Below are 22421 nucleotides of genomic sequence, written 5' to 3' on the forward strand. Positions count from 1 at the left end.
ATGTCGCGTTTCTTTTTTTGTAATAAAATCTAATAAGTCTGTAAACTATTAATGGAATACTAATATTGAAGTTTCGATGTGTGAGAACTCAATTGTTTTTTGTTTTAATTAATTGTATTTTAATTATTTAATTTATTTTGCTAAATAAGCTAGGATCTTCCAACATAAACTCCAAAATAGGACGACATTTATTTTTACAAGCTGGGTAAAATTCGAGGTGTTTTCTTTCATTGTTGGCCATAGCTCCTCCCCACCAAAATTCCGCAATAGCGATGGGTTTTAATTGGTGTTGAAATGCATATTGCAACAATTTAGGTGCAGCACATTCTCCGGCTGCTGACGGAGGATTTCCATGAGTTGATTTTTCAAATATTTGCAATACATTTTGAGTTTCACCTGAAGTATTAGAGAAACGATAATTCTCAAAGAGTTGCTGCTGCAATGCGAACGACTTTAGCTTTCTTTTCTCTTTTAATAAATTTAATTCAAGAAGGGTAGTGGCAGCTTTAATCTGATTACTGAGTTCAGTTAATTCTACCATTCCTTTATTTATAAAATAGTCGTCGGTAGAGTCATCAAAAACGGAAGGAACGAATTTTTCGCATTCAGAGTTTCCTGGCAATTTACCTGAAACGGTTCCTATGAAAGCATAGTTAAGGTCTTCTTTTTGAACAACCATTACCCCAAACATTTTCCCTTTTTTGGAAAGTAACTCAGGTTGCCATTTTTGCGATTCTTTTACTAAGAAAACTTGAAACTCTTCAGTAGCAATTTGAGCGATTTCTGGCACTTCAGCTTCAAAAGGATTATTGAGTTTTTCAGGAATTTTGATCTTTGAGTGATCTGAATCGAAGTGGAAGAGATATCTTGTACTCATTAGCTAGGTCTTTAAAGTGAAACAACTAACGAATAAGTAGCTATTTAAATGGGTGCAAAATTAACTATTTAAATCATTAATTTTGAATATTCACCCTTAAATTCATTTCCAAGAATAATCATTACATTTCAAGAAATTTCCAAGATTAGACCTTTTACAAAAATAGCCACAGCCTTAGCATTTTCGCCCACTGCAGAAGCCCTTCTGCATGAAGCTAAACGTATTGCAAATCGATTTGATGCCCAACTAGTATTGATACATGCAGGTGAAAAAAATGATCAGGCTGTTTCTAAAATGAAGGATCTACTAGAACGAGTCGGTTTATCAGAAGCCGACACAAAAATAATTTGGGAAGAAGGTAAGCCAGTCGAGGTCTTAAGTGAAATTTGCCGGCAAGAAAATATAGATTTATTGGTGCTTGGTGCCATTCGTAATGAAGCTTTTTTAAGGTATTACATGGGGTCGGTTGCTCGTAAAATTTCTAGAAATCCACCTTGTAATTTACTGTTAGTTACCAATCCTAGTAAGAAATCGAGTCGATTAAACAGCATAGTAGTCAGTGGAATAAATCATCCTAAAACATCAAATACGATTTATACTGCATTGGAATTTTCCAAACAGTTTAAAGTCAAAGACATTTCAATTGTTGAAGAGGTAAAGCCTTCAAAAGTGAGTACACGAATAAATGATGACAAAACCTTAGAGATTGCATTCTCTGAAAAAGAGGCTTTACAGCAAATTGAAAATCAACGGATACAACTAATATTAGAACCGATTAGAGATAAGGTAGATGCAGCAATATCCCAGAAATGCGTTTTTGGCAAAGAAGGATATTCAATAGGTCATTTTGCAGAAGTTAAAAAAGCAGATTTATTGGTAATGAATAGCCCAGATAAAAAGTTGGGAATTTTTGATCGATTTTTTCCCCACGACTTAGAATATGTATTATCAGATTTACCTTGTGATTTAATGATTGTACACCAACCTGTTAAATCATGAGCGAAATTCCCACAGGTATAGAAGGATTAAAGAAGTTTGGAGTCAAGAATGTGCTCTCTGGGTTTGTGGTTTCTTTAATTGCATTGCCGTTAGCTTTGGGTTTGGCATTGGCTTCAGGTGTTCCTCCAATGGCTGGAATCATAGCTACAGTTATCGGTGGAATTTTGGTTTCCATTTTTGGAGGAAGTAACGTCACCATTTCAGGTCCTGGAAATGGTTTGGTGGTGGTCATCCTTACTTCTGTAATCAGTCTGGGTGGTGAAAATTTATTAGCTGGTTATGCCTATACATTAGCCGCCATTGTTGTTTCAGGAATTATCATTCTCATTTTAGGATTTTTAAGATTGGGGAGCCTTTCCGATTTTTTTCCTTCTGCTACCATTCAAGGAATGCTTTCGGCAATCGGCTTAATTATCATCGCAAAGCAAATCCATGTGATGTTTGGTGAAAGTGGAGTGGAAGCGGCAAACAACTTAATGTTGCTGACTGAAGTGCCCAATTCCATCATCAATATGGCGCAATCTGAAAGTATCCCTTGGTCGGGAATTATGGGGATTGTGAGTTTGGGAATAATGGCATTTTATTCCAAAATTACGAATCGTTACTTTCAAGCTGTTCCTGCCCCCATGTGGATTGTATTGATTGCTGTTGGTTTCTATTACTATTTTGACTTAATCTCGGCCTACGAGTTTCCAATTACTACTGATTTGTTGATTCAAATTCCCAACGACATTACTCAAAGCTTTATGCTGCCAGATTTTGGAAGTTGGAACAGTAAAGCATTTTTTATTGCAGTATTGTCCATTACTTTAATCGCCACCATCGAATCTTTGTTGAGTATAAAGGCAGTTGACAAATTGGATATCTATAAACGTCGGTCCAATGTCAACAGAGATTTGAAAGCATTGGGATTGTCGACAATTGTGTCCGGAATGATTGGAGGGTTGCCTGTTGTTGCTGTAATTGCTCGAAGTTCTGTGAATGTCAATCAAGGTGCTACTTCACGACTCTCCAACTTTTTTCACGCAGCATTTGTCTGCTTGTTTGTGCTGCTGTTTAGTGGATTACTCAATCGAATACCACTTTCTGCCTTGGCAGGAATATTAGTATTCACGGGCTATAAATTAGCTTCTCCAGACAAGTTTAAACAAATGTATCAGTTTGGAAAAGATCAATTTCTGATTTTTTTAATCACGTTGTTAGCTACCTTACTTTTTGGGTTAATCAATGGAATTGCGATTGGAATCGTGACTTCCTTTGTCATTCAATTTTACTTGATGGAAGATCGAATGGAGTTCCTTAGAAAGCCATTTCGACCCAATACTTTATTGTATCAAGAAGAAGATGGAAAACTGCACTTGAGCGTAAAAGGGCATGCTAGTTTTTTGAACTACTTGAATTTAAAGAATCAGTTGGATTCCATTCCTCCAGAAAAGCATTTAATCTTGGACTTTTCGCTTACCAATTTTGTAGACAATTCAGTGATGGAACACATTCACCATTACAAGGATGATTTCATCAAAAAAGGCAGTAATCTTGAAGTGGTAGGGCTTGATATTCATGATGCCACATCATTGCATCCATTTGCCGCAAGACGATTGTTGAAGTTGACTTCCTTCATAAAAAAAGGGGATGTTCTTTCCACTCGTCAAAAGAAACTAAACGAATTTGCTAAAGAAGTAGAATGGAAATTTAAAACAAACTCTGTGTTCAAAGTGCCATTGCTAGAAGCTTTTCCATTTTTTAGAACTAAAACCATTGATCACGCCTATAATGTGTTTACTGGGGTGCATAAAGGAATCGACTTTAAGCTGATGGACGTCGAGTTTTACGAAGGAGAATTTATTGCTAGAGAGGTACATAAGTTGACAATTTTATTGATTTCTCCAACGGTAAAAATTCCAAAATTTAGATTAGACAAGGAACGAATTTTTGATCGAATTGCTGGTATGGCAGGCTTCGAAGACCACGACATCGAAGGGTATGAAGACTTCTCCAAACGATTTTTATTGCAAGGAGAAGACACAGAAGGAATCAACCAATTCTTTAGTCGTGAGCTGATCTTCTTTTTTGAAAGCCATCCGTATTACCATTTAGAATCAGACGGTGAAAATATCTTGATTCTAAAAGGACAACGAATAGCCACCATGAGCGAGATAAAAGCATTGGCTTGCTATGGAATGGAGTTGGTAGATAAGTTGGGTGGTAAGGAGGAGTAGTCAGTCCATAATTATAAAAAGCATGTTTCTTTAGATTGGAGTTTAATCACTAAAACCGTACTTTCGAAAAGTTAGGTTGATGCGAGGATTTTTATATTTTGGATTCGTCGGTAGGCTATGCTCATACCTTTGCTGACAATGCTCGCCCATGATGACTAGGCTTCCATTTTCTAATGTGGTCTCCAATTCAATCCCACTTCCAATTTCTCTAAAAATAAATGTTCGCTCTTCGCCCAAACTGATGGATGGAATAACAGAGGTATCACCAAAAGCAACAAAATCAGAATGAAAATCAACTCCTGAATTCCCGTCAGGATAATGAATTAATACACAAACCTGAAACTGCTGATTGGTTAGGGCCTCAATTCGATTTTTAACAGACTCCATTTTTTTAGTCCAAAGCATTGTTGGACCCCATTTTTCTTCAGGAAATTTATTTTCATCCAATAGGTTTTGGTCTACAAACATTATTTTCCCAAAATTGACAGGTACTGAATCTCCACTTTCAGTTTGTGGGCAAAAAGTGGAATTTTCAATAAGACTATTTAGTTCTTTGAAGAGCTCATTTGCTTCGGTAGTTTCGATAAAATTAGAATAATAGTCAACTTCACAGTTTAGTTTTAATTTCATTTTTCCATTTATTAATTACATCATCCCAAACAGACTCTAGTTGCTCTTCACTATCATCACATGAAAAATACATAATATTTAGTGCAGCATATTGGTTATGATATTGACTGATTATTTGCATATTGCTAGTAGCTTGTTTGACAGACATTTCTTTACCTTGTATCTTTAGCCTTGCTGTTTCTAAAACTAATTCTTTTAGAGGATGTTCAAACTTTGAATCAACTAACTTGATAAGCTCAAATTGAATTCTATTTGAAAGTTGATTCTTTATTGATGAGGGTATCCTACAAATTTCTTCGACAATTGCAAAGGTAGAATTGGCTGAAACCCGAAATGATTCATCTATCAAACTCAAGCACTCCTTTCTATTATGATAAGGGAACTTGCATTCAATTTTATTTAGGAAGTCACGCTCTATTGTTTTCAAATCATTCATTTCTGAAAAATATATTTATCTATGTTTAGATTAAATGAACGTAATTCATTTTGAATATGAAAACTTAATGGGTAGTATATATTTTACTCTCTGTGGTTTTCCATCTTTAAACGGTGGTTCCCATGCAGGCATTTCTTTTACCACTCTTATTGCTTCAGCTTCGTAATGTTTTATTTGATTTTCATCACATTCTTCGCAAAAAGTCTTCTTAATTTCAACTTGCCTAGGGTAGCCTGATGTGTCAATTAAAAACGCTACAAATATCTTTACATTTAGGCTATCCGATAAGCTTTGGTTTTCTAAACTTCCTTTCAAGGTGTCATTAACTCTAACTGATTGTGCATGACAATTAGAAATAATCATTATTAGACATATCACAAGAATCATTAATATTTTTGAACTATAGTTTTTCATTATTCTATTTCCCATAAAATTGATTCGCATCCCATTTCTTTGGATTATTAATAATGTGTTTTTTAATCTCATAATCTAAACTATCCTTTCACAGCTAAAATTACATTGTATTTCCACAGGTGTTCCTTTAGCGCTTTGTATTGGAAATAACCGCATTTATAATGATTTCCTGCAAAGCGAGTGACATTTGAATTCAGTAAATTATATAGCTCAGAAGGGATTGCTCCAAGTATTGCCGAATAATACAATCGCTTTGCACTCTTTTGTATTTCGGTGGTGTAATCAATACTTTTTACATAAATAAACCCTTCTTGGGTCAGATTTTCAGTTAAAAAATCACAGGTAACGAAATGAGAAATTCCCCACGTCTCTCCCCATTTTTTAATCCATGAATTAGAGTCTTGTTGGTTGGCATCAGTTAGAAAAAAATCACTTAAAATTAATCGCCCACCCTTTTTTAATAAACGATAAGCTTCCTTAATAAATAACAATTTGTCTGGAGCAGAAGAGCTACTTTCACATGCCCATATTACATCAAAGGAGGCATCTGGAAATGACGTTTTGGTGTAGTCCATCACCATGAATGTAACTTTATCACCCATATTTTTCTTAGCGGTAATCCGGTTAGCAAATAACATCTGTTTTTGACTTAAAGTAATTCCAGTTACCCTACAATTCTTTTGCTCATTTAGAAAGATTGCTGCTCCACCAACGCCACAGCCTGCATCTAGTATTTTGTCGGTCTCTGAAATTTCAGCCAACTCCATCAGCACTCGATTGGTATTTATCAATGCTTCTGCAAAACTCTTGGTGTTTTTAGTCCAAATTCCATAATGCAATGAAAGCCCCTTTTCAAGATTCCACCATCGTTCATAATGAGATAAAGTGTTGTTATAGTATTCAGCTACATCGTCTTTTGTAAACATTCTAATTCGTTCTGGAGTGGCGGTCAATCGGGTAAAAATAGGAATATTACTTTTTATAAAATTTATCGGCATCCCATTTCTTAGGATTATTGATAATGTAATTCTTAATGTTTTGATATGATTTGTCGTTGTGAATAATAATGTCGTAAAATAGAGATTGCCACCCAAAGGTGAATCCCATTCTATTGGCATGTTTGGTCACAGCAGATTTGTATCCTCCGATAATAGAAGATATGGAGTTTTTTCCCTGATTTTGGAATCGGTTTTGAGCGATGGTTTTATTGGATTCGGGAATGTTCATCGATGGCAGCAGAGTCAAGGCATGCCTTGACTGTACGCCATCGCGCATTCCAATATCATCGTTTTCCCGATTGCCATTCTCTTCATCCATATTATTTCTATCGGTATTTCCATCCAAAATTAATATCCCATGAATATGATTGGGCATCACGATAAATTCGCCCAATTCTATATTTTTAGCATGATTTTTTATCTCATGCCACAGTAAATCGGCTATCACACCTGCGCCGGAAAGTTGCATTTTTTCATCTTTAATTTCACCAAAGTAATGTGCCATATTCTTTGTGCAAATCGTAATGAAGTAGGCCGCATTCCAACGGTAATCCCAATTGGGGTGTCGAGCAGATGCAATTCTATATTTATTTTGGTATTTGTCGGCCATACTGAATACTTTAATCTGAAAGATAGCGATTTATCACATGAATTCTAAACAGTATTTAAATTGTGTTCTTTTCTTCGATAATAGTAAAATATCCCGATTATTAGTATCAATTGAATAATTATTGAGAATATAGAGCCTTCAAAACCAAAGATTCCACCATTATAAATGTTTGGTTCATCAAATGAAAATTCAACGATAGAATAGGAGTCTCGTCCGCTTACATTAAATCCCAAAAGCGATTGAAATAAGTTCCAACTAAAATGTAATGAAATTGGAAACCATAAATTCCGAGTGTAAATATAAGATGAGCCTAATAGTATACCACCAAGAAATAAGTCAAAAAAACTAAGGATATTTAATCCATTGTTAAAATAGTGCATTGTAGCAAATAAAACTGCTGATATGCAAAGTGCTAGATACTTATTAACTGATGTAATAAGATTCTTGAGTATGTAGCCTCGCACAAATACTTCTTCATTAATCGCAACTATTAAAAATAAAATAACAGAAGTGATTACTTCTAAGTAATTTATGGAGATTCTAACTATACTAATTTCATTTGTTAGATACATTAAAGTAATAGCCAATGTCATTACTATTGCTCCGATTCCAATTCCTGCAACAATATCAGGAATTCTATTTTTTATTTGGAAACCAATTGCAATAAAACTTTCCTTATCTATAAACTTGACAAAAGTCCAAATTGTAATTAGTGAACCAATACAAGCACAAAACATCACAATTGTGTCTTCTAAAGTTTGAGTTAAATGAATTGAACTAACACCACCTGTTATAATTGCATACCCAAGAACAACGAATATGCTTGTGGTAATGTAATATGGAATCAAAATTAAAAGGATTCTTACCCAACCAATGCTAAGTTTGCTTAAGAGTATGTTTTTTTTCAATCGTTAAGAGTATTAAACTTTTCTTGCTGAGAAAATCTTACTTATCAGTATTTCAACCACCAAGATACTCAATCATTCTAATTCAATGAGCAGTATATTGAAAAATAAAGCATTGAAACAATCGGAATATTCTAATCCTTAAAAAACATAATGTACAACATACAAATCACCACAATCAAAGCAAACCAGTTTCGAGGTGGGATGTCTTTCATGTCTTCTATCAGGTATTTTATGCGCTTGTTCATGAGGTGTAGCAGAGAATATTAGGTAGTTAATAGATGTAATCCGTATCCACTAACGGCACCAATGATTACAATGAGAATGGGATTTTTGAGGTTAAATCCAAAGTACAAGATTCCTGTAAGAGCAGCGATAACAGCCGTTCTCCAATCGATGAAAATATCTCTTCCAAATTGGAGTAATACCGCAATCATCACACCTACGGCGCCCACATTTACAGCATCTAAAAAAGCACTAGCCATTTTAGAACTTCTCAATTTTGGAATCAAAGGATTCAACAACCAAACAAACAAAAATGAAGGCAAGAAGATCCCTGCTGTCGCCATTAACGCACCTTTATATCCGTGCAAATAATATCCGATAAAACTAGCTGTTGACAATACCGGCCCGGGTGTAAATTGTCCCATCGCCACTGCGTCTAACAATTCTGGTTTGGTCAACCATCCCAAACGTTCCACCAATTCAGCATCTAAATAAGCAATCAATACATAACCGCTTCCAAATAGAATAGCTCCTATTTTCAAAAAAGTCCAAAATAATCCTACAGAAGTAATTGCAGAAACCCCTGTAGAAGCAGCAGCTGGAATGAATAATGGCAACAATTTTCGTCCACCTCTAGAGGAGTTTCGTTGGCTCATGAAGGAAAACAATAACCCAATGGCACCAGCTCCCAATATGGCGATGACTTCGCTCAATCCAAAAACACTAAATAAAATGACGAAAAACGCCAATACCATGTGGTGGTTTTCTTTGATGGCTTTGTTTCCCAATTTAAGGATGGCACTTAAGATAACGCACAATACAGCGGCTTGTATTCCATAAAAGAAAGGCTCAATGGCCGGAACTTTACCATATTCGGTGTAGAATACGGCCAAAATTACGGTGAGGATAGTAGCAGGAATAATAAAAGAGAGTCCGGCGACGAATAGACCAGCAACACCGCCTCGGTGATACCCACAATGCATGGCCATTTCTGTGGAGTTGGGCCCGGGAATCAAGTTGGTGGCGCCTACCATGTCCAAAAAGTGTTGACGATCCATCCATTTACGTTTGTTCACCACTTCTTCTTCCATCATTCCGATGTGAGCAGCCGGCCCTCCAAAAGCAACCAATCCTAACTTTCCAAACAATTTCCCGATTTCCAATAAGTGTCCCACAGTTGTTTTTTTCGCAAATTTATAGGTTTATACTCGGACAATCCCCTTTTTATTTGAGCAATCACGGCACAGTTTGTAATTTAGCAGCCAATTAACAGAACAAAATGAGCAAAGGACTAGGAATCCCTAAAGGAACGAGAGATTTTTCACCGAAAGAAATGGTGCGACGAAACTATATTTTCGATACCATAAAACGTGTGTTTCAAACCTATGGCTATATGCCGATTGAGACACCTTCGATGGAAAATATGGAAACCTTGACGGGAAAGTATGGAGATGAAGGCGATCGATTGATCTTTAAGATTTTAAAACGCGGTGAAAAATTTGAAAATTTATTAAAATGGATCAAACAAAATGATTCGACAATTGAGATAACTGATTTAGATAAATCAATTAGGTCAAATTTTTTTTCAGATGAGGCTCTTAGATACGACTTAACGGTTCCTTTTGCACGTTACGTTGTTCAGCATCAAAACGACATCACTTTTCCTTTCAAGCGCTATCAAATTCAGCCAGTTTGGCGCGCTGATCGTCCACAAAGAGGGAGATACAGAGAGTTTTACCAATGCGATGCAGATGTAGTAGGTTCTGATGCATTGATTCACGAAGTGGAGTTGATTCAGATTTTTGATAAAGTGTTGACTCAATTGCAGATTCCATCATTTACTATCAAGTTGAACAATCGAAAGGTGTTGAGTGGAATTGCAGAAGTGATAGGACAGCCAGAGCAGTTGATTAATATTACGGTAGCGATTGATAAGTTGGATAAAATCGGCAAGGAAAAGGTGTTGGAAGAGTTGACCGAAAGAGGGGTAAGGGCCGATGCCATTGAGAAACTGTCTCCATTGTTTGATTTATCGGGAACCAACGAACATAAATTATCGATTTTGAAAAGTTTTCTTGCTGATTCCGAGGTAGGGATGAAAGGAACGGAAGAGCTGGAATACGTATTGAATTACATCAATTTAGTGGGATTAGAATCTGCTGAATTGGAGTTGGACGTGACTTTGGCCCGTGGGTTAAATTATTACACCGGAGCTATTTTCGAAGTGAAGGCGAACAATGTGAGTATTGGCAGTATATGCGGCGGTGGTCGTTACGACGATTTAACTGGTATCTTTGGATTGAAAGATGTATCAGGAGTCGGGATTTCTTTTGGAGCAGATCGAATTTACGATGTGTTGGAGGAGTTGAATTTATTCCCTGAAATAGAAAATCAAACTACACAAATTTTGTTTTTGAATTTTGGAGAAAAGGAAGAGCAGTTTGTGTTTAAAATAGCATCTCAATTGCGCAACAAAGGAGTAAACGTAGAAGTATATCCGGATGCTGCGAAGTTGAAAAAGCAGATGAAGTATGCCGACAACAAAAATATACCGACTACAGTAATTGTAGGAAGTGAGGAGTTGGCCAATAACACCCTTTCGGTGAAGGATATGAAATCCGGAGAACAAGAAAAAGTATCAGTAGAACAATACATTGCAAGATTTTAGACCATGGGACGAAAAATACATTACATCAGCAAAGAACGATTAACAGTTGAACGCATTGATACCATTTTAACAGGAGATTATGTGTTGGAATTGAGCGAAGAAGCAAAGAATTCAATTGTTGCTTGTCGTGAGTTTTTGGACAAAAAAGTGGAGCGCAGTGTAGATCCTATTTATGGAATCAATACTGGTTTTGGATCGTTGTGCGATACCGAAATTGATAAACAAGATTTACAAAAATTACAACGCAACTTAGTGATTTCTCACGCTTGCGGAATGGGAGAGAAGGTGCCGAATGTGATTGTTAAAATCATGTTGCTGCTGAAAGTTCAGAGTTTGTCTTATGGACATTCAGGTGTGCAGTTAGCAACCCTAGAGCGATTGATTGGCTTTTTCAACAATGATATTTATCCTGTTATTTATACCCAAGGTTCATTGGGCGCTTCAGGAGATTTAGCTCCATTGGCGCACTTGTCGTTGCCGTTATTGGGCTTGGGCGAAGTGATGCATTATGGTGCCAAGCGAACAGGGGAGAAGATGAATGAGAAAATGGGTTGGGAACCGATTGTATTGCAATCCAAAGAAGGATTGGCATTGTTAAACGGAACGCAATTTATGAGTGCTTATTCGAGCTATATTTTGATGGAATTAAGGCGATTGTCTGCTATTTCTGATGTTAATGCAGCCATGAGTATAGAAGCTTTCGACGGAAGAATTGAGGCATTTGATCCGTTGGTGCATGAAGTTCGTCCTCACAATGGACAGAAAGTAACAGCGAAGAACATTCGTTTGATTTTGGAAGGCAGTGAATTGATTCGAAGAGAGAAAAAACACGTTCAAGATCCGTATTGTTTGCGTTGTGTGCCACAGGTTCATGGTGCTTCTAAAGATACTTTTGAGTATGTCAACAAAGTGGTGGAAACAGAAATCAATTCAGTAACCGACAACCCAGTTATTTTTGAATCTGCTGATAAAATCATTTCTGCAGGAAACTTTCACGGTCAACCGTTGGCATTGGTAATGGATTTTGTGGCCATTGCGATGTCTGAGCTAGCCAGTATTTCTGAGCGTAGAGTGTATAAGTTGGTTTCAGGGCAGCGAGGTTTACCAGCTTTCTTGGTGAAAAAACCAGGATTGAATTCGGGTTTTATGATTGCGCAATATGCGGCTGCTTCTGCGGTGAGTCAGAATAAACAACTGTGTACGCCAGCATCTGTGGATACAATAGATTCGAGCAATGGGCAAGAAGACCATGTTAGTATGGGCGCCAATGCAGCAACGAAAGCATTCAAAGTGTTGAAGAACTTAGAGAACGTTTTAGCCATCGAATGGTTTGCGGCAGCCCAAGGTTATGAATTGAGAAATGCAGACGAGCAAACGTCTAAATTCCTGCGTGAGCAATTGAAAAATTACCGCAAAGAAGTGGACTTTGTAGAAGAAGACATCGAAATGTATAAATCTATTAAAGCAACTAACCAGTTCTTGAAAACGAGAAACATAAGATGTGAAGTGGATGGAGAGATTGTGAAGTTGAAGGATTAGTTTTTTCTTCTTATTAAGAAAGATAAACCGTTTTCAGTTAGAATAATTTGATAAGCTCAGAACAAACTTCAGCATTAAATACCAATCTCCACCTGAATTCTTCCGTACCAGTTTTGTTGCTGTGGTCGTCCATTAAAATCCACCATTTCAGTAGTGATTTCAGCTTGTAACTTGAAAGAATGTTCCTTTAGATACTTGCTGACTCCAAAAGTGTACTGATTGACTTCACCTACCAATGCTCTGATTTTTTTACCTGGCAAACTGTATGAATATCTTCCAATCAGTTCAAAGTTATTTTTGAAAATGTAGCTCAATTGGGTGTCGTAACCTCTTCCGATTAATGCATAATTAAAGGTAGTTCCTGAAGTGTCCAATAAATCATAAGTGATGGGAGAGCTTTCTGTGTATCGTTGCATGTAGGCCGATTGAAGCGCCCAACCTTGGTATTTCAATACGCCATCTAAAAATACATAATGTAAGTTTTTGGGTTGATACAATGCATCTCCCCGTTGACCTTGAGTTTGTAACGCATCATGGTTGAATTGATAAGCGGCAGAAAGCATTAATTTGGGCGTTTTTTCTCGCATCAAATCTCCTTCAAAGTAGGCACCGTTTCTAGTGAATGAGCCAAAGGGAAAAATCTCTGCTTTAGCAGTGTAAGCCAATCCCATATCATCTTGACTAGTAAAGTTTCTGCCTTCACCTGTGGTAATGGAACCTTTAAAATTGTATCCAAACCCTTCCAATTTTTCATGTAAATAATAGATATGTAAACCAAAGTCACGGTCTACATTAAATCGACTGTTATTTATGGATCTATCCGTTAATTGTAGCGCTCCTGAAGAGTTAATTCGTTGTCTATTTCCAGGTATTTTAGTTTGTCCAAAACCGATGTTCCACCTGGTGTTTGGACGGTAAAAGAAAACAGCATCACGGATAATATTGATATTGTCTCCACTTTCAATGGTGCCATGATCTTGTGGGGAGAATGACAATTGAATCACGTAAAGAAAACGAGGATCTCCAACAAATCCGTCAAAACGCAAACGCAATCTTCTAATTTGAGCATTGATATAATCATCTTGACCTTCGTTGCTATAAAAAGTAGCTCGGTTTTGCATTCTAAATCGAATGTTGAACTGAAACAAACTATCTGGAGATGTTAATCCTAAACCTTTACCAAAATTGTAATACGGCAAAGCCGCTAATTTTAAATCATTATTATCGCTCTGAGAATAAGAAAATTGAGTGAATGTGATGAGAAGGAATAGTGTAGTTAGGAACTTCATGACAGATTTTTTAGCCTGCGAAGTTAATTAACTCTCCTTCAAATCCCGAATGAAAACTTATTCGATCAGCTCTGCTGGTTCTATTTTAAGGCATTCATACACTTGGTCCATACCGGATTGGCTGTCTGATAGGACAATCAAAATATCATGGGGTTCTATTTCTGTTGACCCATTTGGCGTGAGGAATTTTTCTCCTCTTTTAATCATGGCAATTATGGCCATTTTTGGGAATTCCAATTGCACTATCTTCTTACCAACGATGTAATTATTTGCTGGAATTTCAATTTCACGCATGGCCGTTTTAGCATGTTCAGAAAGGAATATGTCAATCGGCGCTTTCTGTTTTACTTTTTCAGGAAGTGCTACGTGTAATAGTTTTGCAATCAATGTCAATGTGGTTCCTTGTATCAAAACCGATGTCAGGGAAATAAAGAAAACGATGTTAAAAATCATTTCTGCTTTGTCGATGCCAGCAATCAATGGATAGGTAGCAAATACAATAGGAACAGCTCCTCTTAAGCCCACCCAAGAAATGTAAAACCGTCGACGCATTTTCATGCGAAATGGAAGCAAACTTATCATCACACTGAGCGGTCGTGCCACAAAAATTAAGAACAATGAAATGATGATTCCTATTCCGATTACATCAATAACTTTGCTTGGATACACTAATAAACCCAATGTTAAGAAGAGCACAATCTGCATCAGCCAAGCCAATCCATCAAACATCTTCAAAATGGTTTTTTTGTGGATTAAGTTTTGGTTCCCTAAATAAACAGCGCATAAATAAACGGCTAAGAAACCATTTCCACCCAAAAAGTCAGTCGCAGAAAAGGTAATGAACATCAATGCGATGACCAATACTGGATACAATCCTTCGAAGTCAAGCTTGATTTTATTGATGACCAATTGGCTGATTTTACCAAATCCCAATCCGAGTATTCCACCAATAATCATTTGCTGAAAGAAGAGCGGAATAATAGACAGTACACTTAATTCTTGATTGATTACCAGTCCTAAAAATGCAATTGTCAGGATGTATGCCATTGGATCGTTACTTCCGCTTTCAAGCTCCAATGTAGGTCGTATGTTTTTACGCAAAGCCAAACTTTTGGATCGTAAAATGGAGAATACTGCTGCTGCATCTGTCGATGAAACAATCGCACCCAAAAGCAATCCTTCGTAAATGGTAAAATCTGTGATGTACCATACAAAAGTTCCTAATGCAACTGCCGTGAGCAATACACCAACGGTGGAGAGCATAATCCCTTGCCACAACACAGGTTTTATGGAGGACCAAGTGGTGTCCAGACCTCCTGAGAAAAGTATAAAATTTAAGGAAACGATACCAATGAATTGTGCAATTTTAAAATCGTTAAAATAAATGCCTCCCAACCCTTCAGAACCGGCCAACATTCCGACTAATAGGAACAAAACCAAAGTGGGTACTCCAAAACGATAGGAGGTTTTTCCTGCCAGAATACTGATGAATAATAGCAAAGAGCCAATTAGGAGGATGTTTTCAATGGTCAGGTTCATTCAGTAAACTTATATTTTCTTAGAAATTAGAATCAGTGGATACACTAGTGAAACAAAAGAAAAGTGCATCACTGCCAAAGATACAGAATGCAGAAATTAATTTACCACTTAAATTGAAGGGTGAGGTATAAGTTTCTTGGTTCGGCAGGAATAATTCCAGGCCCTGGATAACCGGATGCTCGTCGAGTGAAATAGTAGTTGTTGAGAAGGTTGTTAACTCCACTGTAAATGCTAAAATACTTTTTAAATGCATAAGAAGCTGAAAGATCCATTACTGCATAAGCAGGTACAATTCCATTTACGGCATTGGCGGTTGATGGGGAATTAGTAGCATCAGTATATTGCTGTGCAGTATAGGAATATTGATAATTCAGTTTTAGTTTTTTATAGCGGAAGGCCAATCCTGTTTTAAAAATAACAGGAGCCACCAATTCCACTTCATTTCCATCAATAGCTGAAATGTCACTGTTGATGTAAGTTGCTTCCATCACTGAAAAGTTGGAAAAGGCGCTCAGGCCAAAAGTTTCAGTTTTCAATTGAAATAGTTTCAATAACTCAATTTCAACAAAAGTTTCAATACCGTAACTTCTAGAATCCGAGATGTTTGTTCTAAGTAAGTAATAATTGAACAACACTTCATCCTGAACCAAAAGTTGACCAATTCTGTCGTTGTAGGTCAGCAAGAAGGCACTCGCATCGTAACTAATGATGTCTTTGTAATTTCCTCGGATTCCTATGTCAGCCGTATATCCTGTTTCGTCTTGTAAGTTGGGGTCTACACGCGCATTGGTATTTACGATTCGCATGTCGTTAAAGTTGATGGAACGGTAGTTTTGAGAGAAGTTGGCGTAATACTCCAAGCTGTTTTTTGGCTTATAGGACACACCAATTCCGCCTAGCACGAAACTTCTGCTGTTCGAACGATTGTCTTCAATGTTATTGTCTGTGAGAATATTTCCTGCTAAATCAAACGTTCGTACTTTATAGTATCCCTCTGATTTGGTGTCGATGTATTCGAATCGAACACCAGGCGTAATGGTAATTTTTTCAGTCAAGTAAAAAATGTTTTCACTAAAAAGGGCTAGGTTTTGACTTGGAAAATCATAATTGGAATGTTCTAAATCGTTAGGTCGTAAATAGGTAAAATCGGCATCAGAATTGGCAGAACCATTTCCTTGTTTACGATCTGTAAATCCACTGTAGTAGCGTGCTCCAAATAATGCAATATTGCTTTTATTAGCTATTTTATAGCGGTGGAGAATTCTAGATTCAATTCCATAATTTTTGAAATCATCCACCAATAAGTTTCGTTCGCCCATCAAATCCGGACGGTTGATGTCACCCAAAATTCCCAAAGCATCTCTTCCTGCTATTAGTCCAAATGCTCGAGTATTGAATGTGGTTTTCTTTGAAATTCGATAATCGAAATTAATTGCTGCTAAGTTCCAATCCACTTGAAACCAATTTCTATCCCTGATTGATTGTTGCGGATCTTGGTAGAAACGCACATCTGTCAATCCTCCAGCTTGATGCGCCAAATAATGCATGTAGGTATATTCGATACCAATGTCCATTTTTGAGTTAATTGCATAACGGAGGTTGGCATGAGCCGTATGCACATCAAATTCAGAATTATCTCTCCATCCGTCACCGGTCTTGTATTGATAAAACCCATAATACTTCCACTTTCCTTTTGTTCCGCCGATACTGGCGAATGTATTGTTAAATCCAAATGAACCTATGGATTCTCTAACAATCACTTCTAGTGGTTTATTATCAGGGCCGTCTTTTAGTTTGAAATTGATGAATCCTCCAAATTGGGTTCCGTATTGCAATGAAGCAGCTCCTCTAACAATCTCGATGCGCTCCACAGCTTCGCTAGGAGGGGAGTAATAGCTCTCAGGATAACCCAAGGCATCAGCGCTCATGTCGTATCCGTTTTGTCGTGTGTTGAAGTTAGAAACTCGATTCGGATTCAATCCACGTCCGCCAATTCCCAACTGAATTCCAGCTCCATCGTTTTCCCAAATGTTTAATCCTGCTACTTTAGCAAAAACTTGACGAGAGTTGTTGGTCGCTAAATTTCCTGCTACATCTTCCATTACCACCACTTCCGATTTTTTACCGGCATAAATGGCAGTTCCTTCCACACTTTTCAATCGTCCGATTCCAAAGTCATTTTCCTTTTTTGCTTCTATTTTAACTTCATCAATATTTTGAGAGAAAAGTGTTAACTCGAAATTTATGGATTCGTCAGTAGGGAGTTCTATTGTTTTTACTTGACTTTGGTAATCAAAGTTAAAAGCCGAAATGTTAATTGAGCCTGTTCGTTCCACTTGAAAGGTATAAATTCCCTTTTCGTTGGTGGTCGTTTTTTGCTGTGTTTCTACAATAATTATTTCAGCTCCGAATAGCGGACCATTTTTATCGGTAACAATGCCTTTTATAAATGAGCCTTGAGCCCAAGAACTTAGAGAAGCGAATAACAGAAAAGAAAGAGAAAGTATAATTCGCATTAGTAATTCTTAGGGTTAAATGGGATGATCCACTTTTTGGGTGCAAAAGTATCCTTTAGTTCAGTTAAATCAACGGTTGGGTCGATCATTAATTGAGTTCGACTACCATTTAATGTCACATAACTATCTACGGTAATCGTTGGGTTTTCGATTCCTTCCGATTGATAATAATCTTCTAAATGATGCGCAAACTGAAGAATTAGATCGGCTTGTGTACTCATCATTTTCTCTTGATTCAATGTCAAGAAATCGTAATTGTTGGCCTCCCAGGTTCTTCCTGTTTTAGGATCTGTAATGTGAAAGACGGCATAGCCTGCTTTCTCCATCAACATCACTCGCCATGAGAACCGATATCCCTGTTCCGTCCAAAATAGTTTTCCTGGATATGCCAAGTATCGAAATGGAAATAGAAATTGAAAAACAAAGAATAGTGCGATGAGGTATTTAAATCCTCCAAGGTTAGTTTTTAGTAATTTTTCAGTGGGGCTAAATTTTAGATGCAGTGACTGGCTAATGAATTGCTGAAATTTTAAATGCCATTCCGCAGAGAAGAAAATGATTGTTGCTCCAATCATCACAAAAGGAAACATCCCAATTTGAAAGAGAAAGTAGGTTGCTAGATGAAAGGTTATTACAAAGAAATACGCAATCGCTCTATATTTTTTAGCCATTAAAAAAAATGGAATCAACAAATCATAAAAAGCTCCAAACCATGAAAATGCATATGCGACCCACGTTTTGTTCAATAAACTACCCACTAGTGGAATGTTTGCTTTTGCAGGCAGCCAAATTTTAAGGGGCAATGCTTTTAGCATCCAGTCTGCATTGAATTTGGCTAAACCAGCAAAACAATAAACTAGTGCCAACTGCAATTTGATTACCCCAATAAAATAGAGTGGAAGGTGGGTGATTTGGTCTTGTGGTTTTCTTAACGTACGCATAGAAAAATAGCGATCGGCAGGAAGAAATATAAGAAGAAAACAAATAATGCTCACGAAGTAATAGTGATTGAGGTAGTTGGTTTTATCAATCAGTTCCACGTAAGTAAAAGAAAGGAAAGCTAAAATAGTGGCGAATCTGTACCAAAAACCAATGGCAATGAGTAAAAAACTAATTCCCATTAGGATAAAAACCGCATACATGCCAATGGCATTTAGCGGTTGGATAAATTCAAATCCAAAGTATTTGAAATAAAAGGTAGGAGCAATGTATAGATCGTAAATCCAGCCTTTGAACATAAAACGCAGAACCCCTGCAAACATAATCAACCCAAAAATGAGTCGAAAGCTTGCAAGGGGAGCTATGTGCGTGGGAATGGAAAAACGTTGAATTGATTCCTTCATTTCAGTATGAATTAATCTCCATCATTATCTTGATAGGTGATCAAGATTCCCAGTCTAGAGGGCATTTCAATTTTAATAAGTAGTATTAATTTCTGTAGCTCTTGGTAGGCAGCCTCCACTTTAGGTTGATTGTTTTTTATCTCATCAGAAAGCGGACTTCCTAACTCTTGAAGTTTTGTTTTTGCAACTGTGAATTGATTCTTGATGTCATTGTCTAATTCTGCAGCATCAATGGCAATCAAATAATCGTCAAAACTAGTGCGATTGTTTCCATCTTGGCCAATTCCCAAATACATTTTCTCCATTGCAATTAGATTATCAACAGCTAATTGAGAAGAGATCCCGCTATAAAAAGCTTCACATTTTTCAGGAAGGGGCACCCCAATCGATCGAACTCCAACCGGAATTCCTATTTTACCATCTCTAAAATTTCTTTCGTAATGTTGGTTCCAAGCATTGACCAAAATCCCAACTGAACTACCGATGTCACTGCCTGTTTTTGTACTAAAGGTATTGCCATAATTCGTTTTCCAATCGTTTAGTACTGTTTCACAACTTGTTTTTAAATCAGCGATAAGCGCATCCATGTATCGCTCTCGATTGCTGTTGCCAAATAAGTTGATTGTTGCAGTTTCATTATTGCTGAATAACAAGTAATCCATCGCTGGAAATCCCTTAACGGAGTAACTGCTCAATGTATTTATAGTATAATTTCCGTTTTTTATATTCGATTGAATCGTTGAGGTGTCAGTAGGAAAAGTGTTGGCATTGTTTCTTAAACTTACATTTGCTGCGGGACCAAATTCTGCATAATTGACCAACTGAAATTTCCTATAAGCAGATTCGAAAGCAGTTTTTAAGCTATTTAACGAAACTGTGTTTTTATCCATTTTAAAAGCTTGCCATTCGCTATCAAGCAGGCTGACAGCAGTATTTAATGCTGTATAGTTGGGGATAAAAACCTCTTGACTCAGATTCGAAAGCATTTTGGTCTGATCAAAATTGGCAATAACATCATCTTTTTTATCATCGTCACACGAAGTAAAGAGTATTGATAATGAGAGAATAATAAATAGCTGTTTCATGGTCATGTATTTACGATGATAGCTTCAAATAAGATTTACAGGATGTCTTTTACTGCGTTCAAATTGTAACGTCCACTGATTTCTGTTTTTAATTGGTTCAAGCCGGCAGGAGTTACATTCCATAGATTGGTGCCAATATTTGTCAAGATCAATTGGTCAACTTCTGTAATTGCTAGTTTTCTATAGGATGGATGTCCAAACCTAAGCGCTTTTGCAAACCCAACTAATTCAGAAAGCACATGTTTTTTATCTCCTTCATTACTGGCATTCAATGCAGCATTCACATAGTGAACAGCTGCTGCAGCTGCCAATCGCTCTAATGATTCATTCAATACTTGAATATTTGCATTTCGGAGATCATATCTTTTCTCTACAATGGCTTGCCGTGCAGTCTTGTATGCATTCATGATGGCATCGATTGAGCCAGTATTGGCATTTAGCTCTTCGCTATAAGAAGCCCAAAATTTAGGTGATTCAGTTCCACTATAAGTGGAACTAAAGTTTACGGGTGCTCCAAAATAACCAAAAGCTTCATCCATGTGGTGTTCCATTTTGGTGTAATTGCTTCCTTCTTCTAAAATGGTATTCTCTACTGAGTTTCCAATTTTTTCATCTGTTGTGTAAACGTTTGATATTTGATACATAATTAAAGAACCCATCATTCCTTTTTCAAAGGTTTGTGTGAATTCAAACCCACTGTCATTAACTAAGATCGTCTTGCCGCTGCTTCTTTGCAACAAACCTGCAGTTCCGTTCGCTGCTGTGATATTGTTAGAACCATTTATACTTGCTGTTTCCACTGATGCAAACAAATCTTTGTAAAACTGAACATCGGGTGCAAATGTTTTGTTCTCTAATTGCTTAGTAGACGTAAAGCTGAAATTCCCATTTCCATTGTCATTTACATTGGCGAACATATCCAATAGAGTCGAGGCTGTTATCGCTGAACCATTATCTGCTTTTTTGAATTCATTTTTCATTTCAGCAATTTGATTCAATCGTTCTGTTTGTCCTGCATAGGAAACTGATGATCCACCGTTTCTATTGAATTCATAGGTGGCAGGTGTAGATATGGATGTGTCAGGCATAACTTGGTCGTCATCGCTGTCACATGCAGTTATTGAAAAAATAATTAATGTACTAAGGAATAGTTGTTTAATTTTAAATTTGTTGTGCATCTTTTTCTTATGTTTATTTAAACTAATTCTAAATAAGGAATAATTTTGATGCAAATTTATGCGTGAAGAAGAGTATTATCAATACCACATTGAGGGTATTTTAACTATTTAGGAAAAATTTAATGGCTAGTTAATCCCTGCTTAATATCATTTAGGCTGATTTTGAGGCTTAATTTTAAAGTTAATTTCTTATTAGATAATTGGTTGAGATTATTTTTTAGAATTATGAATAAAGATATTGTATAAAACTAAAGAAAGTAGTTTCTTTGCATTCCTTTTTGAGAGGCATGTTAGCTTTGATGATAAGGTAGACTTTAAGAAGTTAAATGGTCGAGTAGCTCAGCTGGATAGAGCATTCCGATTTAAAAATCGGAACGGTCATAGGTTCTTAAAGAGAAAAAAAAGTAGATTCGTTTATTCGAATTAGATTGAATATTATTAATGGTCGAGTAGCTCAGCTGGATAGAGCATTCCGATTTTTAAATCGGAACGGTAAAAGGTTCTTAAAGAGTAGAAAAAAAGTAAATTCGTTCAATCGAATTTGTTTAAATAATATTAATGGTCGAGTAGCTCAGCTGGATAGAGCATCTGCCTTCTAAGCAGACGGTCACAGGTTCGAATCCTGTCTCGATCACAAAAGCCCTGAATTTTCAGGGCTTTTTTTGTTTAGATTGGTTTATGTTTATTACCTATATTCTATACTCTGCTTCCTATGATAATTACTATGTTGGTCATACATCTAATATGGATGATAGGTTGTTACGACATAATTCAGGGAGAAGTAAGTACACTAAATTTGGCATTCCTTGGCAATTGGTTTATTTAGAAGAATTCAAAAATAAAACGGAGGCCTATCGACGAGAGTTAGAAATCAAGAAAAAGAAATCACGAAACTATATTGAGAGGCTAATAGCAAGATAGAGCATTCCGTTCCTTTTCTGGAACGGAACG

Annotated in this window: 19 protein-coding genes and 1 tRNA gene; 6 read left to right on the forward strand and 14 right to left on the reverse strand. The window is 36.7% G+C overall.

Features of this window, described 5'->3' with window-relative positions; genetic code table 11:
• Positions 1-127 precede the first annotated feature (127 nt).
• Positions 128-877 carry a pseudouridylate synthase gene (locus ACTB0X_RS04760; protein WP_463023850.1) on the reverse strand — a complete coding sequence of 250 codons (750 nt, stop codon included), beginning with the start codon at positions 875-877 and terminating at the stop codon, positions 128-130.
• Between the two features lie 162 nt (positions 878-1039).
• Between ACTB0X_RS04760 and ACTB0X_RS04765 the strand changes: the two genes are divergently transcribed.
• Both ACTB0X_RS04765 and ACTB0X_RS04770 read left to right on the forward strand, forming a co-directional pair.
• Positions 1040-1876, forward strand: coding sequence for a universal stress protein (locus tag ACTB0X_RS04765; protein WP_463023868.1), 837 nt, complete (start codon positions 1040-1042; stop codon positions 1874-1876).
• Positions 1873-4095, forward strand: a complete 2223-nt coding sequence (locus tag ACTB0X_RS04770; protein WP_463023851.1) for a SulP family inorganic anion transporter — start codon at positions 1873-1875, stop codon at positions 4093-4095. Before ACTB0X_RS04765 ends, ACTB0X_RS04770 begins: the two co-directional genes overlap by 4 nt.
• A 42-nt stretch (positions 4096-4137) precedes the next feature.
• Here the strand turns inward: ACTB0X_RS04770 and ACTB0X_RS04775 are convergent, their stop codons facing one another.
• From ACTB0X_RS04775 to chrA, 7 genes are all read right to left on the reverse strand, one after another.
• Entirely contained in the window at positions 4138-4725 is a 588-nt protein-coding gene (locus ACTB0X_RS04775; protein ID WP_463023852.1) for an alpha-ketoglutarate-dependent dioxygenase AlkB, read from the reverse strand.
• Positions 4703-5152 carry a hypothetical protein gene (locus ACTB0X_RS04780; RefSeq protein ID WP_463023853.1) on the reverse strand — a complete coding sequence of 150 codons (450 nt, stop codon included), beginning with the start codon at positions 5150-5152 and terminating at the stop codon, positions 4703-4705. Before ACTB0X_RS04780 ends, ACTB0X_RS04775 begins: the two co-directional genes overlap by 23 nt.
• 54 nt (positions 5153-5206) lie before the next feature.
• Entirely contained in the window at positions 5207-5590 is a 384-nt protein-coding gene (locus tag ACTB0X_RS04785) for an energy transducer TonB (protein ID WP_463023854.1), read from the reverse strand.
• 65 nt (positions 5591-5655) lie between these two features.
• Positions 5656-6573 (reverse strand): methyltransferase domain-containing protein, encoded by a 918-nt coding sequence (locus tag ACTB0X_RS04790; protein WP_463023855.1) that lies wholly within the window; start codon positions 6571-6573, stop codon positions 5656-5658.
• Positions 6548-7183, reverse strand: a complete 636-nt coding sequence (locus tag ACTB0X_RS04795) for a transposase (protein WP_463023856.1) — start codon at positions 7181-7183, stop codon at positions 6548-6550. Before ACTB0X_RS04795 ends, ACTB0X_RS04790 begins: the two co-directional genes overlap by 26 nt.
• Positions 7184-7227: 44 nt before the next feature.
• Entirely contained in the window at positions 7228-8091 is an 864-nt protein-coding gene (locus tag ACTB0X_RS04800; protein ID WP_463023857.1) for a lysostaphin resistance A-like protein, read from the reverse strand.
• A gap of 263 nt (positions 8092-8354) precedes the next feature.
• A complete protein-coding gene (gene chrA / locus ACTB0X_RS04805) occupies positions 8355-9488 on the reverse strand; it encodes a chromate efflux transporter (protein WP_463023858.1) in 1134 nt (377 codons plus the stop codon).
• Positions 9489-9592: 104 nt separating this feature from the next.
• On the opposite strand from chrA, the gene hisS reads away from it, so the two are divergent.
• Positions 9593-10981, forward strand: coding sequence for a histidine--tRNA ligase (gene hisS / locus ACTB0X_RS04810; RefSeq protein ID WP_463023859.1), 1389 nt, complete (start codon positions 9593-9595; stop codon positions 10979-10981).
• Between the two features lie 3 nt (positions 10982-10984).
• Positions 10985-12520 (forward strand): histidine ammonia-lyase, encoded by a 1536-nt coding sequence (gene hutH, locus ACTB0X_RS04815; RefSeq protein WP_463023860.1) that lies wholly within the window; start codon positions 10985-10987, stop codon positions 12518-12520.
• 74 nt (positions 12521-12594) lie between these two features.
• Here hutH and ACTB0X_RS04820 read toward each other — a convergent pair whose 3' ends face one another.
• The 6 genes from ACTB0X_RS04820 to ACTB0X_RS04845 all read right to left on the reverse strand — a co-directional run bounded on the left by ACTB0X_RS04820 (position 12595) and on the right by ACTB0X_RS04845 (position 21470).
• Positions 12595-13809, reverse strand: coding sequence for a porin (locus ACTB0X_RS04820; protein ID WP_463023861.1), 1215 nt, complete (start codon positions 13807-13809; stop codon positions 12595-12597).
• A 57-nt stretch (positions 13810-13866) separates the two neighbouring features.
• Positions 13867-15348 carry a potassium/proton antiporter gene (locus ACTB0X_RS04825; RefSeq protein ID WP_463023862.1) on the reverse strand — a complete coding sequence of 494 codons (1482 nt, stop codon included), beginning with the start codon at positions 15346-15348 and terminating at the stop codon, positions 13867-13869.
• A 101-nt stretch (positions 15349-15449) separates the two neighbouring features.
• The gene (locus tag ACTB0X_RS04830) at positions 15450-17864 is read right to left on the reverse strand and encodes a TonB-dependent receptor domain-containing protein (protein ID WP_463023863.1); all 2415 of its coding nucleotides are present in this window, start codon (positions 17862-17864) and stop codon (positions 15450-15452) included.
• Positions 17864-19207: an HTTM domain-containing protein gene (locus tag ACTB0X_RS04835; protein WP_463023864.1), complete on the reverse strand. Its 1344-nt coding sequence runs from the start codon at positions 19205-19207 to the stop codon at positions 17864-17866. The genes ACTB0X_RS04830 and ACTB0X_RS04835 overlap by 1 nt, the downstream gene beginning before the upstream one ends.
• An 11-nt stretch (positions 19208-19218) precedes the next feature.
• A complete protein-coding gene (locus ACTB0X_RS04840; RefSeq protein WP_463023865.1) occupies positions 19219-20292 on the reverse strand; it encodes an imelysin family protein in 1074 nt (357 codons plus the stop codon).
• 35 nt (positions 20293-20327) lie between these two features.
• Positions 20328-21470, reverse strand: coding sequence for a DUF4856 domain-containing protein (locus ACTB0X_RS04845; protein WP_463023866.1), 1143 nt, complete (start codon positions 21468-21470; stop codon positions 20328-20330).
• Between the two features lie 560 nt (positions 21471-22030).
• On the opposite strand from ACTB0X_RS04845, the gene ACTB0X_RS04850 reads away from it, so the two are divergent.
• Positions 22031-22104: transfer RNA gene (locus ACTB0X_RS04850), tRNA-Arg, on the forward strand.
• Positions 22105-22148: 44 nt separating this feature from the next.
• Positions 22149-22391 (forward strand): GIY-YIG nuclease family protein, encoded by a 243-nt coding sequence (locus ACTB0X_RS04855; protein WP_463023867.1) that lies wholly within the window; start codon positions 22149-22151, stop codon positions 22389-22391.
• Positions 22392-22421 lie beyond the last annotated feature (30 nt).

The organism is Acidiluteibacter sp., from assembly GCF_055129545.1.

Bases quoted from the DNA above. Each gene is read 5' to 3' on its own strand.
- ACTB0X_RS04785 (WP_463023854.1), bottom strand. From the start codon at position 5,590: ATGGGAAATAGAATAATGAAAAACTATAGTTCAAAAATATTAATGATT.
- ACTB0X_RS04825 (WP_463023862.1), bottom strand. From the start codon at position 15,348: ATGAACCTGACCATTGAAAACATCCTCCTAATTGGCTCTTTGCTATTA.
- ACTB0X_RS04845 (WP_463023866.1), bottom strand. From the start codon at position 21,470: ATGCACAACAAATTTAAAATTAAACAACTATTCCTTAGTACATTAATT.
- ACTB0X_RS04770 (WP_463023851.1), top strand. From the start codon at position 1,873: ATGAGCGAAATTCCCACAGGTATAGAAGGATTAAAGAAGTTTGGAGTC.
- ACTB0X_RS04820 (WP_463023861.1), bottom strand. From the start codon at position 13,809: ATGAAGTTCCTAACTACACTATTCCTTCTCATCACATTCACTCAATTT.
- ACTB0X_RS04840 (WP_463023865.1), bottom strand. From the start codon at position 20,292: ATGAAACAGCTATTTATTATTCTCTCATTATCAATACTCTTTACTTCG.
- ACTB0X_RS04760 (WP_463023850.1), bottom strand. From the start codon at position 877: ATGAGTACAAGATATCTCTTCCACTTCGATTCAGATCACTCAAAGATC.
- ACTB0X_RS04795 (WP_463023856.1), bottom strand. From the start codon at position 7,183: ATGGCCGACAAATACCAAAATAAATATAGAATTGCATCTGCTCGACAC.
- ACTB0X_RS04790 (WP_463023855.1), bottom strand. From the start codon at position 6,573: ATGCCGATAAATTTTATAAAAAGTAATATTCCTATTTTTACCCGATTG.
- hisS (WP_463023859.1), top strand. From the start codon at position 9,593: ATGAGCAAAGGACTAGGAATCCCTAAAGGAACGAGAGATTTTTCACCG.
- ACTB0X_RS04855 (WP_463023867.1), top strand. From the start codon at position 22,149: ATGTTTATTACCTATATTCTATACTCTGCTTCCTATGATAATTACTAT.
- ACTB0X_RS04775 (WP_463023852.1), bottom strand. From the start codon at position 4,725: ATGAAATTAAAACTAAACTGTGAAGTTGACTATTATTCTAATTTTATC.
- ACTB0X_RS04830 (WP_463023863.1), bottom strand. From the start codon at position 17,864: ATGCGAATTATACTTTCTCTTTCTTTTCTGTTATTCGCTTCTCTAAGT.
- ACTB0X_RS04835 (WP_463023864.1), bottom strand. From the start codon at position 19,207: ATGAAGGAATCAATTCAACGTTTTTCCATTCCCACGCACATAGCTCCC.
- hutH (WP_463023860.1), top strand. From the start codon at position 10,985: ATGGGACGAAAAATACATTACATCAGCAAAGAACGATTAACAGTTGAA.